We start from the raw sequence: 14928 nt of genomic DNA on the forward strand, positions 1-14928 counted from the left end.
AGGCTTTAAACCACAATTATTTAATTAACAATTAATAATTAATAATTCGGTAAATACAGACCCAAGCTACTCTTAAATCTCCCAATACTAAACCAAACTTAAAATAGATAAAGAGAGAGAAAATTATCATTATTTTACTCTATTTTTAATTCTCTAGTTACTAATAAATACAAATTCAAGCAATGTTTGTGGCAAAGTCTGAAATTTTGATTATACTGATAATTGATAATTGATAACTGATAACTGAAATGACAATGACACCAAATCCAATTCCACCCAAACCCGGTCAAGAATCAGTCTGGGATTATCCACGTCCAGCTATTTTACAAGACACAGATAAACATTTGAAGGTTATTTTTAATAACATAGTTTTGGCAGAAACAAATCAAGCAAAAAGAGTCTTAGAAACAAGCCACCCTCCTTTTTATATAATTCATAAGAGGTGGTAAATACAGATCCAAGATACTCTTAAATCTACCAATACTAAACCAAAGTTAAAATAGATAAAGAGAGAGAAAATTATCATTATTTTACTCTATTTTTAATTCTCTAGTTACTAATAAATACAAATTCAAGCAATGTTTGTGGCAAAGTCTGAAATTTTGATTATACTGATAATTGATAATTGATAACTGATAACTGAAATGACAATGACACCAAATCCAATTCCACCCAAACCCGGTCAAGAATCAGTCTGGGATTATCCACGTCCAGCTATTTTACAAGACACAGATAAACATTTGAAGGTTATTTTTAATAACATAGTTTTGGCAGAAACAAATCAAGCCAAAAGAGTCTTAGAAACAAGTCACCCTCCTTGTTATTACATTCCACCAGAAGATGTTAAAATAGATTATTTAATCGAAAATCCCAGGAAAACTTTCTGTGAGTGGAAAGGTTCAGCTTCCTATTATGATGTGTCGGTTGGTGACAAATATGTAAGTAATGCTGTGTGGCGATATTTGAATCCTACTTCTAGTTTTATTTCTATGGAAGGATATTATAGTTTTTATGCTAGTTTGATGGATGCTTGTTATGTTAATGATGAGTTAGTGAAAGCTCAAGCAGGAGATTTTTATGGGGGATGGATTACTTCTGATATTGTCGGACCATTTAAAGGTGAACCAGCAACAAGATGGTGGTAAATAATCGATAATTGATAATGGATAATTGATAATGAATAATTAATCCCCATAATACAAGAAATAATTAGGTGAGATATGGCAGTATACCAACAATATCCTTGGTATCAACAAATATTGCCAGAGGGAATTGAAATTGGTGAACAAAGAGGAATACTTTCTGGAATAGAAATCCGATTAGAATAGAGATTTGGGGAGTCAGGGAAAGAGATATTTTCTGAGATTAATACTATAGAAAATGTTCGGGTTTTAGAAACAATTATTGCCTCTCTAAAAACTGTGGAAACTATCGATTAGTTAAGACAAATTTATCAGTCAAATTCTTAAACAATATATTTGGGGCGGGTTTATTTTATTTGATGGTTAAACTTGTTAATTTAACCTAGAACCCGCCCCTACTACTGGCACATTTTGCCTGTGTTAGTCTACTTAGGGTTTGCTGATTAATTATAAAAGTATTGACATATAAAGGCTTTAGGCTTTTTAGGTCGAAAAAAGTGCAAGCTTTTCGGTGGAAAGAGCTGCATAAAGCTAGTATTTTGGGATGATCATGGCAGAAAAATTGAGGGACAATTTTTCCGACTACCTCCTTTATAATTCCCATTTCTCCTGACTCCTGTACGGGCGTTTTGCTATCGCACAACTCCGTTTCGGCGCTTGAGCCGACATGAAAAACGCGGAGCGACATATAAAGCGGAGCTTTGCGTTAGCACATGGCCATTTCCGTTCCGGAATGCTCCGCAAACGCCCCTACGACTCCTGACTCCTACCCTTACCACGCATATTTTATTCAGCAAACCCTACTTATAGTTTATATAAGTGCAGATAAAGATAAGGGAAAAATTGTGAATCTAATCAGTAATCAATCTATGAATCAAACTATGCCAAATTAAACCAACAATAATTAACCCTAAACCTACTAACCAAATTTGCTGTTCTACCCAAAAAGCTAGAAACAAACAAGAAGCTAAACCTACCCAACCTAACCACTTAGGATAAAGTCTTTCTTCTGGAGAAAGTTGGAGAGCAGCAAAATTAGTAATAGCATAATAAATTAAAACATTAAAAGCACTAAAAGACCAAGTAGTTTTCACATCTCCAATTAAAACTAAAAAAGCGATCGCTACTCCCACTACTACCACCGCAACATAAGGTGTAGTTTCCCCACTATTTAACCTAGCAAAAATTCTAGGTACATCTCGTCGTCTTCCCATTGCCAACAAAACTCGCGACAAACCCAAAATCAGATTTAACAGCACTCCCAACATTGCCGTAATAGCACCAACAGCAATTAATTTCGGAATTACAGGAACACCTAAACCTGATTTAGCAATAACTTCTAAAGGTGCAGCTAAACTTACATTTCCTTGAGATAATTTATCTATCACTTCTTTACCAACTACTACAGTAACTACAGAGATAGAGATATATAACAAACAAGTGACAAGCATCGTTAAGGCGATCGCTCTGGGAATAGTACGTCGTGGTTCCTTAACTTCCTCGCCTAAAGTTGCAATACGTCCATAACCAGTATACGCGACAAACATTAAAGCAGCAGCTTGTAATAAAGATGGTATAGGTTTATCCCCAGGAAAAAAAGGCGTTAAATTTTCCCCTCCAGACAAGATAACTTGAGGTACTCCTACGAAAATAAATACAGCTAGAGAAAATAAAGTAATCGAAACAATAATAATATTAGCGATATTAGAACGACGAATACCAGTTAACACAACAATAGTTAATACAACCACAGCAGTTAAAGCAGTCAATACCAACCAAATTTGATTATTTATCCCAAAAGCATTAAGCAAATAACCAGCAAAACCTAAAGCAGCAGTAGCAGCAGAAGCACTTTTAGCTAAAAGAAACATCCATCCAGCAATGAAACCTAACCAATGATTCAAATATTTGTAACCATATTCGTAAGTACCGCCACTTACAGGATGACTTGCTGCTAACTGGGCACTATTAAAAGCATTGCAGGTAGCAACAACAGCACCTATCGCTACAGCAATAATTACCGATGGGCCTGAAATACCAGCAGCAATACCAATGCTGACGAATACTCCAGTACCGACAATTGAACCTAAACCCATAAGGGTAGCGCCGAATACGCCAATTTCTCGTTTTAGTTGAGCTGTCATTTCAGTTATAGCGCTAGGGAACAGGGAACAGGGAACAGGGAACAGAGTTTTCATGTCAATCAAAACTGCTCTAAGTAAACATATCTTATATCGAACCTCAAAGCAAGAATTTAACTTCTGATTTTAACTTTGGTTATACCAATTCCTAAAAGTAACGCAAGACCTTGAATAACACTTCAGTTATTAAGTAATTAAACTAAGGTAATTACTTTTTTGTTAGTTTGAGCACTATGAGTGCATTAATTATTCTTGTTTGTAGGGACGCCCTTATGCAACGTCCCTACCTCCCCTACTTTAATCAAAATGTAGAAAAGTTTTTGAGAAATGGTATTAGGGGTTTGCAGGTTAAGGGTTTGGAGACCAAACCCCTACAAGATATTATAGCTTTACCTCATCACAACGGGAACCACTGTCAACTTCTGACTGATAACTGAAATTACTTCATAAACCGGGTTTATGAACAAAATTTCGCGCTTTGAACAGCAAGATCGGGGCAATAAACCCGGTTTCTTGGTTGCGCGTGCGTAATACCAATTTCATAAAATATTGCTACAGTCACAACATAGGGAACAGGGAACAGGTATGGAGGGAACAGGGAAAGAACAACATAATAAAAAAAGAGTAAAAAAGGTTTTATTTTTACAATTTATGGAATTTACAATTTTTTATTGTAGGAATAAATCACAAATTAAGATGTAACTGCCTTTTTTGAATTTGCTATAAGTCCTGAATAATATAACTTCAGTCCAGTAGTAGACTGACACACCTTATAGCGGTTTTCACTTCATGACTTGCATTACTTCTTCCTTCTTCCTTCTTACTTCTTCCTTTAAACCCAAATCTCTGTACTGGACCGACACACCTTAAATAGTGCGTTAGATGTGGGGTGTGGTCCGGGTGGGAAGTGTGGTCCGGGTGGGGAGAAAAAGACACCTAGAAACAAAAAATCTATTGCACAGTTTTAGCTGTGTCAGTCTAGTACTCTATATTAATGAAAACTGCTATAAATAGTGCAATAGTAGGGGCAGGTTTCCCCGTTAAATTAACGCGAGCTTTCACCTAAAGTTAGATAAACCCGCCCCCCAATGATGCAGGGCACCATTTTAGCTGTGTCAGTCCACTACAATTTTGCCAACTTCTGAGTTCAAATTGGTTAGGGGGTTTGGAGACCAAACCCCTACGAGGTATGAATTATACCGATACTACCGGACATGATATAACTTCTGAGTTCTGACTTCTAACTTCAGACTTCTGAAGCATCTCCACCAACAACAACATTCCTAATACGCAAACTTGGTCCGCCACAACCAACAGGTAAACCATTTTGCCCACCTTTGCCACAACCACCAGACTCATCCCAATAAAAATCATCGGCGATCGCTTCAATATCTGCCAAAGTATTAAACACATTTCCCGAAAGAGTCACATCTCGCACAGGTTCAGCTAACTCACCATTTCTAATCATCCAAGCTTCACCAGCACTAAAAGTAAACATTTCCCCATTAGTCATTCCACCCAACCAGTTCCGAGCATAAACTCCCTCCTTAATATCAGTAAATAAATCTGAAACAGGAGTATTTCCTGGTGCTATCCAAGTATTAGTCATTCTGACTAGAGGTGGATAATGATAGTCAAGACAACGTGCATTACCTGTAGGTTTCTCCCCTAATTTTCCAGCAGTTTCTCGCGAGTGCAAACGTCCGACCAAAACTCCATCTTGAATCAACTGAGTAGTAGTTGCTAAAGTACCTTCATCATCATAAATATAACTACCTCGATGTACTTCTCCCTCTTCTCCATTTAGCATCGGTGGCACCATCGCACCATCAAATATTTGTAAGTTCTCAGGACCAAATCTCCGACCAATAGTCATAACTTCTAATAGATCGGGATTTTCGTATGCCATATCTGCTTCTGAAAGATGACCAAAAGCTTCGTGAACAAATAGACCTGTAAGAATAGGGTCAATAACTACTGTATAAGTATTACCTTGAACGATCGGTAAAGCTAGAGAATTAACAGCTCTCTCAGCAGCGCTCCGAACTTGATTGTCCAGATTAGTTAAATCTTCATAGGCTTTACGAGAACCCGTAGTTTCCCTACCAGTTTGTACGGTTTCCCCATTCCTGGCAGTAGCAGCAAAACGCATTTCCATATCTGTCCAAGATTGTTCTAGCATGGTTCCTTCGGAAGTAGCTAGAATGATTTTTTGGGTACTATCCCCATAACGAACAGATACAGTGGCAATTCGAGGATCGACACTCCGTAGAACTTGGCCATAATGTTCGCAGAGTTCTTTTTTATTGGCTAAAGATATTTGACGAGGGTCTTTACCTGTAAGGGAGACTATATGAGTTGCTTGAATAATAGGTATAGGAGCTAAAATAGTTTCTTCTTCTCCAATAAGTTTAGCCGCAGCGATCGCCTCTTCTATTCTGTCTTTTAAGGTAGATATTTGATTAAAACTGGCAAAACCCCAAGCTCCTTTATAGCAAGCTCGGACTTGACCACCAATGGAAATACCTTCACTCAAGGTTTCTATTTTGTGGCCTCGCAAGAGAATATCTGTTCCTTGGGATTCTTCTAGGCGAATGGCCAGATAATCTACTTGAGAACTATAATCAGCGAGCAGGTCAGATAATAGATTTTTTGGTTCGGTTAGTGATATGGGCATTTATATTTTTACTGTTAACTAGCATTAGTATAAATCAATAATTTTAGAGATTTTTAGGTATTGCTAAAGTGTAGATTATGATAAGTTAAATTCGGGTACAGGAGCTGGAATATTTTTTGTTAACTTAATTTGAATTCACCCCAGCTAGTACAAATATATATAATTTCTGGAGCAACATAAAGTACAGTTCTATTTTTATTCCCTGTTATATCATTTCTCAAAGCTTGGCTACATCTTCTTGAAAGTAGAGAATAGGGTTATTAAGAATAATATATCTTCTATAGCGTTTCTCAAGCTTATGAGGTACACAGGCTCTTTAATTTCTTTTCTATTCCTGATTCCTGATTCCCTATTCCCTATTCCCTATTCCCTAAAACAAACGAATTTTGTACCTCACGCTTCTTGGGAATTGCTATATAATCCTTAATAAACATTATTGAAGCTTACTTCTTAGTTAATAACTGAAGTATTGAGTAAGCTCTTAGATTATTTTGGGGAATTGGTATTACCTGTTACTCCTAGTTGCCTGACGATCAAATTAAATTTGACAGTTGATTCTACTCCCTGCTCCCTAATCATTACTCCCTATTCTATACTAGCGGAGATTGCGGTGATTTAGTTCGGTTATACCAACATAAATAATGTATGAATGCCGATACCCTAAGTATTAAGTCAGGTCTACTTCTATAAAAAGAACTAATCATAGAACATTAAAGCTTTTGTAGAAGTCTGAATTTATTAGTAGTTAATCAACTAAAATTATTTATTCATTTATTTTAGTAAAACAAATGGAAAACTATGTATTACCAACTTTAAGTGACATTTTTGCCCTAGAAAGTTCAAATAATCATTTTTCTGCAACAAAAATGGAACTGGCAAGGGAAAATCCACCTCCTTCTATAACAGAGAAAAATAAACATTTATATTTAAAAGCTCAAAAGGAATGGTATAGTGCCATTGCTTCTATTAATCAACTGCTAGAAAAGTCAGTAAAAATCTCAGATTATCAAGATTTAAAAAATCAAGAGATGACGAAAACTGACAAAGAAAAAGGAATCAAAAATCCTAGTTCTTTACTCGGAAATTGGGAATCTCAAAGCAGCTCAAAATGCCCTAGTTCTAATTCCTTATTTTCTCATGTTAAATCAGATCATGGATTAGTATTATCTAGCCCTACTCCTGTCTTAACAAATCCTACTTTAACTCAGAGTTTTTCTACATCAATATTTACCAGTGAAATACCAGAAAGTTTAGACTGGTTATCAATCTTGAGACGGCAAAGTTTACCTCTATTACCAGCAGCAGATAGTATTAATTCCTTACCGACTACTATACCAATATTACCTTTATCGACTAAAGACCCAATAACAAATGAGCAGTTTTGTTTAGTTTTAACTGCTGAATTTAGTTTGATTATGCTATTAGGAAAAAAAATAGATAATACACCAGCTTTTCTATTTTCTTTTGACCCAGAAATAGTCAAAAAAGCATGGATTGTCTTGCGCAAACGAATCGTATTACCAACATATTTGCAGGCTATAAATATTGATAAACAGCAAAAAAATATTTCCCAATCTTATCAGCGATTATCTATTTTAGACCGTCTGTTTGAGCAGTTTCCTCCTATTGCTCCTGACTACAAAATAGTCATGGAATTTAGTCGTTTATTATTAGATAATGTACCAAATGTAGATAGTAAAAATAATGAATCATTAGAAATTAATATTCCTAGCAAAAATAGAGAAAATCAAGAAACTACTACATCACTAAAATCTACCATTGAAAATCTTAAATCTCCAGATGTGGAATTGTTACAAGCTATCGCCCACGAAGTCAAAACTCCTTTAGCAACAATTCAGACTTTAACTCGCCTTTTATTAAAACGTCCTAATCTAAATCAGGAAGTAATCAAAAAGCGTTTACAAATGATTGATGCTGAATGTACTTCTCAAATAGAACGGTTTAATCTGATTTTTAGAGCAGTAGAATTAGAAACTCAGCAATCTTTTAAGCAACCATATCCATACCTACAATTAACAACTATTCCTCTAGCTGAAGTCTTTCAAAAAAGCATACCTCGTTGGCAACAAAAGGCAAATCAAAGAAATCATACTTTGAAAGTTATTTTACCTCCAAAAATGCCAACCGTTGTGAGTGACCCAACTATGCTAGACCAAGTATTAGGAAATTTGGTTGAAAATTTTTCCCGAAATTTACCTTCAGGTAGTCTTATGCAGGTGGAGGTAATGTTAGCTGGAAATCAACTAAAATTACAACTTAAATCTGATTCTGATGTAGGTGGAAAAAGTCATTCACCTTTCACCAGTTCCACAAAAACACCTTTTAAATCTATTGGTCATTTATTAATGTTTCAACCAGAAACAGGTAGTCTTAGTTTGAATTTAAAAGTGACTAAAAATTTGTTTCAAGCAATAGGAGGAAAGTTAGTAGTTCGACATCGACCAACTAAAGGAGAAATAATGACTATTTTCTTGCCAGTTCAATAATTTATTAACAATAATTTATTAAGGTTATAGGTGATATGATTTTGGGAAAAATCCTAAAGTAAAATAAGAGGTAATTATCAATTATTCATTAATGAAAGCAATTTTTGAGCCTTGAAGACCCAAAGCTTGATTCGCATCAGAAACAGAAAATCGGGAAAATCAAAAGTCAGGGTAGATTTTTTCCGATTTCCTATTACCTTTTGTACTCTTTTAAAATTGGTATAATTTATACTTCGTATTTTCAAGTTAATTAATTATGCTCATTAATTAATTAATTAATTATGCTCAAAATCATCCCCTTCGATGGAAATTTCTTCTAGGTCAATATAATTTACTTCTCCTAATTTAACTTCCTTGGGTACATGAGTTACCTCATATTTAGTACCTTTAGGAACTAATACCTCTCTTTCACTATACATTGCCGAGAAATCACTGATAGGAATTCCTGAATGATTATGTTTTACCCGAATTACTACTGGGTAACAATGACCAGAATAAGTTTCAGCAACTTTTGGATCGGAAGTAAAACTGGTGACCGAATCTAAAGTATAATCTCCATGGGGTTTTAATTGTTGAATAAAAGATTTTATTGATTTTTCACTAAAAGACATACCCCGATAAATATCACCATCATAAGGGGGCATTTTGTGCATAAAATTGTTAAGCTTTTTAACGTTGCCTTCGTTTTTTCCTTCTCTATCTGCCCGTCTCATTTTCCGGAAATCTGCAGTAGTAAATCTTTCTAGCGCTGCTAATGATTCTGCGGCTTCAACAGAACTCATTCCACTTAATTCAGCGACCTGAGCAACAAGTTTGTTGTTTAGGCCGAGTACAACATTGTTCATAAAATTAATCTCAACCCGATACTTATTATTATCTCTTAAAATTACTCATAAAGTAATAGATCTATTCCGATAATTTTTGTGATATAGATCATAAGCTGGGCTTTTCATATTGATCCCTATTAAGATAAACAACAATTTCTCAACAATTCTTTATCAAAATTTTGTGAGTATAAATTACTAAGTAGTATTGCTGATACACTGTTAATCTTAATTTAATTATTAATAAATAATAGGTAGATACTATGTTTTAGTTAGCAATTTAAGTTTGAATCTACTAAAGTACATACTCCTAAAAAATACCTTGACTATCTTATTATCAAAATAAAATTTTCCTAAAAATTTACTTGTCTATTAATCCCATGAATCAAGGTACAACTATTAGAGTTAGAACTCGCGACAATTTATTGGAACTTCTTAAAACAGGCAGAAGTGGTTGGTGGATAGTAGCTGAATATCGAGAATCTAGTTTGAGATTTGTGGAAGTATATAGTTGGGATGGAGAACTTGTTTTAAGAGGAGAATACGAACCTAGTCAAGTTGAACGACGTAATTATGATGTTCGTATTAATTTAGGATTCAAAAATGCTAAAATAGAATTGGTTAATACCAACTCCCATGCATTATTGCTATACTTGGGCGATACTTCAGTTATTAACTAATCAGCAGGGCGCAGAATCATTTTTTTGCTAATTTTAGCACTTTTTAATGTTAATTATTCTTATTTTTGCTTCTCCGGTACGGACGTTGCACAGGCAAAAATGCGTTTTCCGTTCCGGAATGCTCCGCTTTCCATGTTGCGCAGCAAAACGTCCCTACACTCCCCTACTCCCCTACTCTGAAATAGATAAAGTTTTTGAGAAATGGTATAACCCACCCTTAATATGGAATGAGCATAATTCTGTAAACTATGTCTAGATTATTACTACAAATTTTTGTTTTCTATTTCCTCTTTTCTAGAAAAGAAGGAAGAAGAAAGAAGGAGTAAATTTAAAAAAAATGGATAAATGATAGAGATAGTTATCTAATCTAAAATCAATTGGAGCAGTTATTTTTCAACAAATTTTATCAAGATGTACTTTTCTGTAGCATCCTTTTTTAACATTAATTAAGTCTTGCTGATTAAATATCAAACCATTACCGAATAATTAAGCTTTAAAGCCAACTAGATCAAGAGAAACAATGAATTTATTTTCCTTTTATTCAATCCAATCCGTTTTAGGGAGAGGTAATTATCAATTATCCATTATCAATTATCAATTATTGAAACTCTGCTTTTTTCAGCAAACCCTAATTCCCTATTCCCTCTTTTTGCCAAAATAGCACTACCATAAGCTGCATCTGTAAAAACAGCTTTCATCGTAGGTACTCCTAAATACCGTGCCCGAATTTCTGTAAAAGTAGGATTTTTGGCACCGCCTCCAGCAGTATAGACCTTGGTGAGGGTAGCTGCGCTTAATGCTTGCAACAGTTCATAACCCCGCAATTCAATTCTAGCAATACTTTCAAGTAAACCATGAAGAAAAACTACAGGATTTTCTGGTCTAGGGGTTAATCTTGGTAATAATTCTGGATCGTTAATAGGAAAGCGATCGCCTTTTTCCAACAAAGGATAATAATCTAACCCACTTTTAATATTAGGATCTATTTGTTTACTCAAACTTTCCAACTCATTATCAGTAAAAAAATGTCGTAAAACAGCACCCCCAGTATTAGAAGCACCACCGACTAACCACAAATCTCCGAGACGATGACTATAAATACCATATTTAGCATCATCAACTCTAGTACGACTCAAAAGTTTTAACACTAGCGTCGAACCCAAAGAAGTTACTGCTTCTCCCGGAGTATTAGCACCACTAGCAATAAAAGCAGCAATACTATCTGTTGTACCGCCACAAACAACACATTCAGGAGACAAACCAAAATTATTTACAACTTCTGTTGTCACATTTCCGACAGTCGCACCTGGGGTAACTACTTCTGGTAACTGGATACTTTTGCCAACTTCAGAATTAACAAAATTAGTCAACCAGTCTCGATAAGATAAGTCGCCCACATCATAACCCAGTTTCAAAACATTATTATAGTCACTTACTCCCAGTTTTCCATGAAGCAAAAATCCTAACCAGTCTGCTTGATGCAAAAAATAATAAGTTTGGTTTGACAGAGAAATATTTTCAAGCAACCATAACAATTTTGCGAAACTAGAAGTCGCACTAATAACAGGATGATTATCTGGAGCAATACTTTTCAACTTATCCATCATTGCCACTCCTCTACTGTCATTGTAAAGAAGTGCTTCAGTCACAGGTTTACCATAACTATTGCACAATAGTACAGTTGCCGAAGTACCATCAATAGCGATCGCCTGAATTTGCTGTCGTATGTTTTCAGGAATATTGTTCAGGAGACTAAATAAAGCTTTTTGCCAAACATGAGGTAATTTATTTGACTCAGAATTTTCCCAAGCGTACTGCGTTTGTGCTTTAACCTGAAGGTTAGAGTCAATAACTACAGCACGCGCTCCCGAAGTACCAAAATCAAGTCCTAAGGATAAGTTCATTTTGAGTAAATATCTGTTATTATGTAAAATAGGTTAATATATGCTAAAACTATAACGTTATAGTTTTTAGCTTTGTTGGGTAGAACGGAGTCAAACCCAACAAATCAATATAGTGTTGGGTTTCGTTGCCTCAACCCAACCTACATCTAACTCTGTCATTGTAACAGGAACGCTTCACTCAGAGGTTTACCATAACTATTGCACAATAGTACAGTTGCCGAAGTACCATCAATAGCGATCGCCTGAATTTGCTGTCGTATGTTTTCAGGAATATTGTTCAGGAGACTAAATAAAGCTTTTTGCCAAACATGAGGTAATTTATTTGACTCAGAATTTTCCCAAGCGTACTGCGTTTGTGCTTTAACCTGAAGGTTAGAGTCAATAACTACAGCACGCGCTCCCGAAGTACCAAAATCAAGTCCTAAGGATAAGTTCATTTTGAGTAAATATCTGTTATTATGTAAAATAGGTTAATATATGCTAAAACTATAACGTTATAGTTTTTAGCTTTGTTGGGTAGAACGGAGTCAAACCCAACAAATCAATATAGTGTTGGGTTTCGTTGCCTCAACCCAACCTACATCTAACTCTGTCATTGTAACAGGAACGCTTCACTCAGAGGTTTACCATAACTATTGCACAATAGTACAGTTGCCGAAGTACCATCAATAGCGATCGCCTGAATTTGCTGTCGTATGTTTTCAGGAATATTGTTCAGGAGACTAAATAAAGCTTTTTGCCAAACATGAGGTAATTTATTTGACTCAGAATTTTCCCAAGCGTACTGCGTTTGTGCTTTAACCTGAAGGTTAGAGTCAATAACTACAGCACGCGCTCCCGAAGTACCAAAATCAAGTCCTAAGGATAAGTTCATTTTGAGTAAATATCTGTTATTATATAAAATAGGCTAATATATCCAAAAACTATAACGTCTTAGTTTTTAGTTAGGTTAGGTTGAAATCATTTCAGTTATCAGTTTTTTTCAGGTCAATATCGTAGGGGTTTGGTTACCAAACCCCTACCAAACTTGTAGTTTTTGCCAATATACAAAACTAGGCAAACATCTCTTTCATCTGAGGCAATAATATTTTAAAAGCTTCACCACGATGGGAGAGAGAGAGCTTCATTTCCCCAGACATTTCAGCAAAGGTCTTTTCTTGGGAAGGAAAATAAAAAATAGGGTCGTAACCAAACCCACCATTTCCACGGGAAGTATATAAAATTTCTCCACGGCAAATTCCCTCTGTTTCTAAGGCAACTGTACCATCAGGTCTAGCAATAACTAGAGCGCAAACAAACTGTGCTTGACGATTAGAATTATCTCCCAATTCTGTCAAGACTCGCTCTATTTGTTCCGCAACAGTAGGAGCATAACGAGCAGAATAAATTCCCGGTCTACCATCCAAAGCATCCACTGCTAATCCTGAATCATCAGCGATCGCCCATTCCCCAGTAGCTTTTGCCACTTCAGTTGCTTTGAGGCGAGCATTTTCCAGAAAAGTTTCTCCAGTTTCTTCAATTTCTAAATCTTTAGGTTTTAATTGTAATTTTAAATTCAAATCTGATAGATATTCTTGCATTTCTTGAACTTTTCCAGGATTACCAGTAGCGACAACTAGCAATTTAGGAGTTGTTTGTTTGAGAGTAATATTTTCCATTTTTCTATATCAATATTTATTAGGTGTCAGGAGTCAGGAATATTTCATAAATCATTCCTGATTGCTATAATACCAAATCCAGTTAGTAAAGATACTTAATCCTAAATTCCATTTAAACAATTACTAGCTCTGTAGATTAATTATAATACGAAACTTTTGAATTTTAAATTTTAAATTTTGACCTCCGTGAAACGGTATTATCTTATTCCTTCTTGTCGCAACCAAGTATCTGCCCAAGTTGCATCATTTTCCAATAATTCTGGTACTGGTTTTTGAGTATAATCTATTTTTAAATCGTAACTGCCAACATCATAAATATTATTTAATAAAGCTTGTAAATCTATAATTGGCTCTGTATCTTCTGGGCGTAATGGTAAAGGAAATTCCGGGATTTTATTTTGGATATTAAAGGCATATAAATCTGCTCTTGGTCGTTGTTTTTCGCGACTCACTAAAATCTGATAATGATTTTTATTTTCATGATCTAAAATAGGCATTCGTTGACCGCGACGCAATAAATCTATTTCGATAAAATTAGTCAGACTATCTAAAATTTTTTCTCGTTTTTCTAGATACATTTCTCTACCTTTTCCACTTCTTTTATTAGAAGGAGATAAGATTTCTATGGTAGTTACAACTTCCTTAGTTGCTACTTCTTGAATTTCCAAATATCCTTGGCGAATAGTTATAGGTATTGGCAGAGTTACTGTTATAGGTTTTGTGGAAGTTGCTGTTGCTGTAACCTGAGATTCTGTAGAATTTGATTTGTTAGTTTGGCTTTTTTTCGACAGCACAGAAACATCTGGAAGACCTACAAGTAAAGATTTGGCATCCTTTTCTTCATACATTCTGACTTCCACAGAAACAAAATATTTCGGACGTAGTTGGGGAGATAATAAGTCAGCTATCCTGACAATAAGTCGATGATGTAATCCCGGCCATAAATCGGGATGTTCTAAATATGGGTCCATACCAGGAAATGGGGATGGCATAATTTTTTTCTCCTTTGGCTTTGATTAATTATAGCAAGTATCAAAATTATTCTGTTTTTAACTGTATTTTAACAAAATTTTCTGGGCAGGAATAATACCTACCCTCAGATTTTGCCATCAATTTATAATCATTGAACTTCTCGCCAGAAATGCCAACCCCATCCAGGTTGATATCCGAGTTTAGATGCAATTTTTAAGCAGTCTCCTAATGTGAAATATTTAGAGCGTTTATCTTCTAAAAGACTGTAATAAATCCATCCCTTTTGATAGCCATAATGTCTTTGAGTTTCTATTAGTTCGTCAACAATAATTTGATGTTCAGGACTTACATAGAAGTTGTTCATTTTTTGTGATTTATATTAGATTGACTTTCTAAAATCAATCATCCTGAATCTATAAAGAT

At 35.1% G+C, this 14928-nt stretch carries 13 protein-coding genes and 1 pseudogene; 5 read left to right on the forward strand and 9 right to left on the reverse strand.

Annotated elements, in window-relative coordinates:
- Positions 1–254 precede the first annotated feature (254 nt).
- A pseudogene (locus ACP6PK_RS26410) lies at positions 255–434 on the forward strand (DUF427 domain-containing protein); the annotation flags it as partial.
- A gap of 216 nt (positions 435–650) precedes the next feature.
- Positions 651–1145, forward strand: coding sequence for a DUF427 domain-containing protein (locus tag ACP6PK_RS26415; RefSeq protein ID WP_426564107.1), 495 nt, complete (start codon positions 651–653; stop codon positions 1143–1145).
- An 848-nt stretch (positions 1146–1993) separates the two neighbouring features.
- Here the strand turns inward: ACP6PK_RS26415 and ACP6PK_RS26420 are convergent.
- A complete protein-coding gene (locus ACP6PK_RS26420; RefSeq protein WP_426564067.1) occupies positions 1994–3286 on the reverse strand; it encodes an APC family permease in 1293 nt (430 codons plus the stop codon).
- 269 nt (positions 3287–3555) lie between these two features.
- Between ACP6PK_RS26420 and ACP6PK_RS26425 the strand changes: the two genes are divergently transcribed.
- Positions 3556–3720, forward strand: a complete 165-nt coding sequence (locus ACP6PK_RS26425; RefSeq protein ID WP_426564069.1) for a hypothetical protein — start codon at positions 3556–3558, stop codon at positions 3718–3720.
- Positions 3721–4529: 809 nt separating this feature from the next.
- Here the strand turns inward: ACP6PK_RS26425 and ACP6PK_RS26430 are convergent.
- The gene (locus ACP6PK_RS26430) at positions 4530–5960 is read right to left on the reverse strand and encodes a TldD/PmbA family protein (RefSeq protein WP_426564071.1); all 1431 of its coding nucleotides are present in this window, start codon (positions 5958–5960) and stop codon (positions 4530–4532) included.
- 788 nt (positions 5961–6748) lie between these two features.
- On the opposite strand from ACP6PK_RS26430, the gene ACP6PK_RS26435 reads away from it, so the two are divergent.
- The gene (locus tag ACP6PK_RS26435; protein ID WP_426564073.1) at positions 6749–8467 is read left to right on the forward strand and encodes a sensor histidine kinase; all 1719 of its coding nucleotides are present in this window, start codon (positions 6749–6751) and stop codon (positions 8465–8467) included.
- A gap of 275 nt (positions 8468–8742) precedes the next feature.
- Here ACP6PK_RS26435 and ACP6PK_RS26440 read toward each other — a convergent pair whose 3' ends face one another.
- Positions 8743–9312: an ADP-ribosyltransferase gene (locus tag ACP6PK_RS26440; protein WP_426564075.1), complete on the reverse strand. Its 570-nt coding sequence runs from the start codon at positions 9310–9312 to the stop codon at positions 8743–8745.
- Between the two features lie 359 nt (positions 9313–9671).
- Here ACP6PK_RS26440 and ACP6PK_RS26445 point away from each other — a divergent pair, with 359 nt between their 5' ends.
- Positions 9672–9971: a hypothetical protein gene (locus ACP6PK_RS26445; RefSeq protein ID WP_426564077.1), complete on the forward strand. Its 300-nt coding sequence runs from the start codon at positions 9672–9674 to the stop codon at positions 9969–9971.
- A 587-nt stretch (positions 9972–10558) separates the two neighbouring features.
- Here the strand turns inward: ACP6PK_RS26445 and ACP6PK_RS26450 are convergent.
- The 6 genes from ACP6PK_RS26450 to ACP6PK_RS26475 all read right to left on the reverse strand — a co-directional run bounded on the left by ACP6PK_RS26450 (position 10559) and on the right by ACP6PK_RS26475 (position 14869).
- Positions 10559–11875, reverse strand: a complete 1317-nt coding sequence (locus ACP6PK_RS26450) for an FGGY-family carbohydrate kinase (protein ID WP_426564079.1) — start codon at positions 11873–11875, stop codon at positions 10559–10561.
- Positions 11876–12030: 155 nt separating this feature from the next.
- The gene (locus ACP6PK_RS26455; protein ID WP_426564081.1) at positions 12031–12312 is read right to left on the reverse strand and encodes a hypothetical protein; all 282 of its coding nucleotides are present in this window, start codon (positions 12310–12312) and stop codon (positions 12031–12033) included.
- Positions 12313–12467: 155 nt separating this feature from the next.
- The gene (locus tag ACP6PK_RS26460) at positions 12468–12749 is read right to left on the reverse strand and encodes a hypothetical protein (protein WP_426564081.1); all 282 of its coding nucleotides are present in this window, start codon (positions 12747–12749) and stop codon (positions 12468–12470) included.
- Positions 12750–12927: 178 nt separating this feature from the next.
- Complete coding sequence (rdgB, locus tag ACP6PK_RS26465) at positions 12928–13533, reverse strand: RdgB/HAM1 family non-canonical purine NTP pyrophosphatase (RefSeq protein WP_426564083.1); 606 nt, start codon at positions 13531–13533, stop codon at positions 12928–12930.
- A 197-nt stretch (positions 13534–13730) separates the two neighbouring features.
- Positions 13731–14525 (reverse strand): DUF4058 family protein, encoded by a 795-nt coding sequence (locus ACP6PK_RS26470; protein ID WP_426564085.1) that lies wholly within the window; start codon positions 14523–14525, stop codon positions 13731–13733.
- A 128-nt stretch (positions 14526–14653) separates the two neighbouring features.
- Positions 14654–14869 (reverse strand): hypothetical protein, encoded by a 216-nt coding sequence (locus ACP6PK_RS26475; protein ID WP_426564087.1) that lies wholly within the window; start codon positions 14867–14869, stop codon positions 14654–14656.
- Between the last annotated feature and the right edge of the window lie 59 nt (positions 14870–14928).

Origin of the sequence: Dapis hubbardiae BLCC-M172 (assembly GCF_050016015.1) — a bacterium.
Classification (GTDB): Bacteria; Cyanobacteriota; Cyanobacteriia; order Cyanobacteriales; family Microcoleaceae; genus Trichodesmium.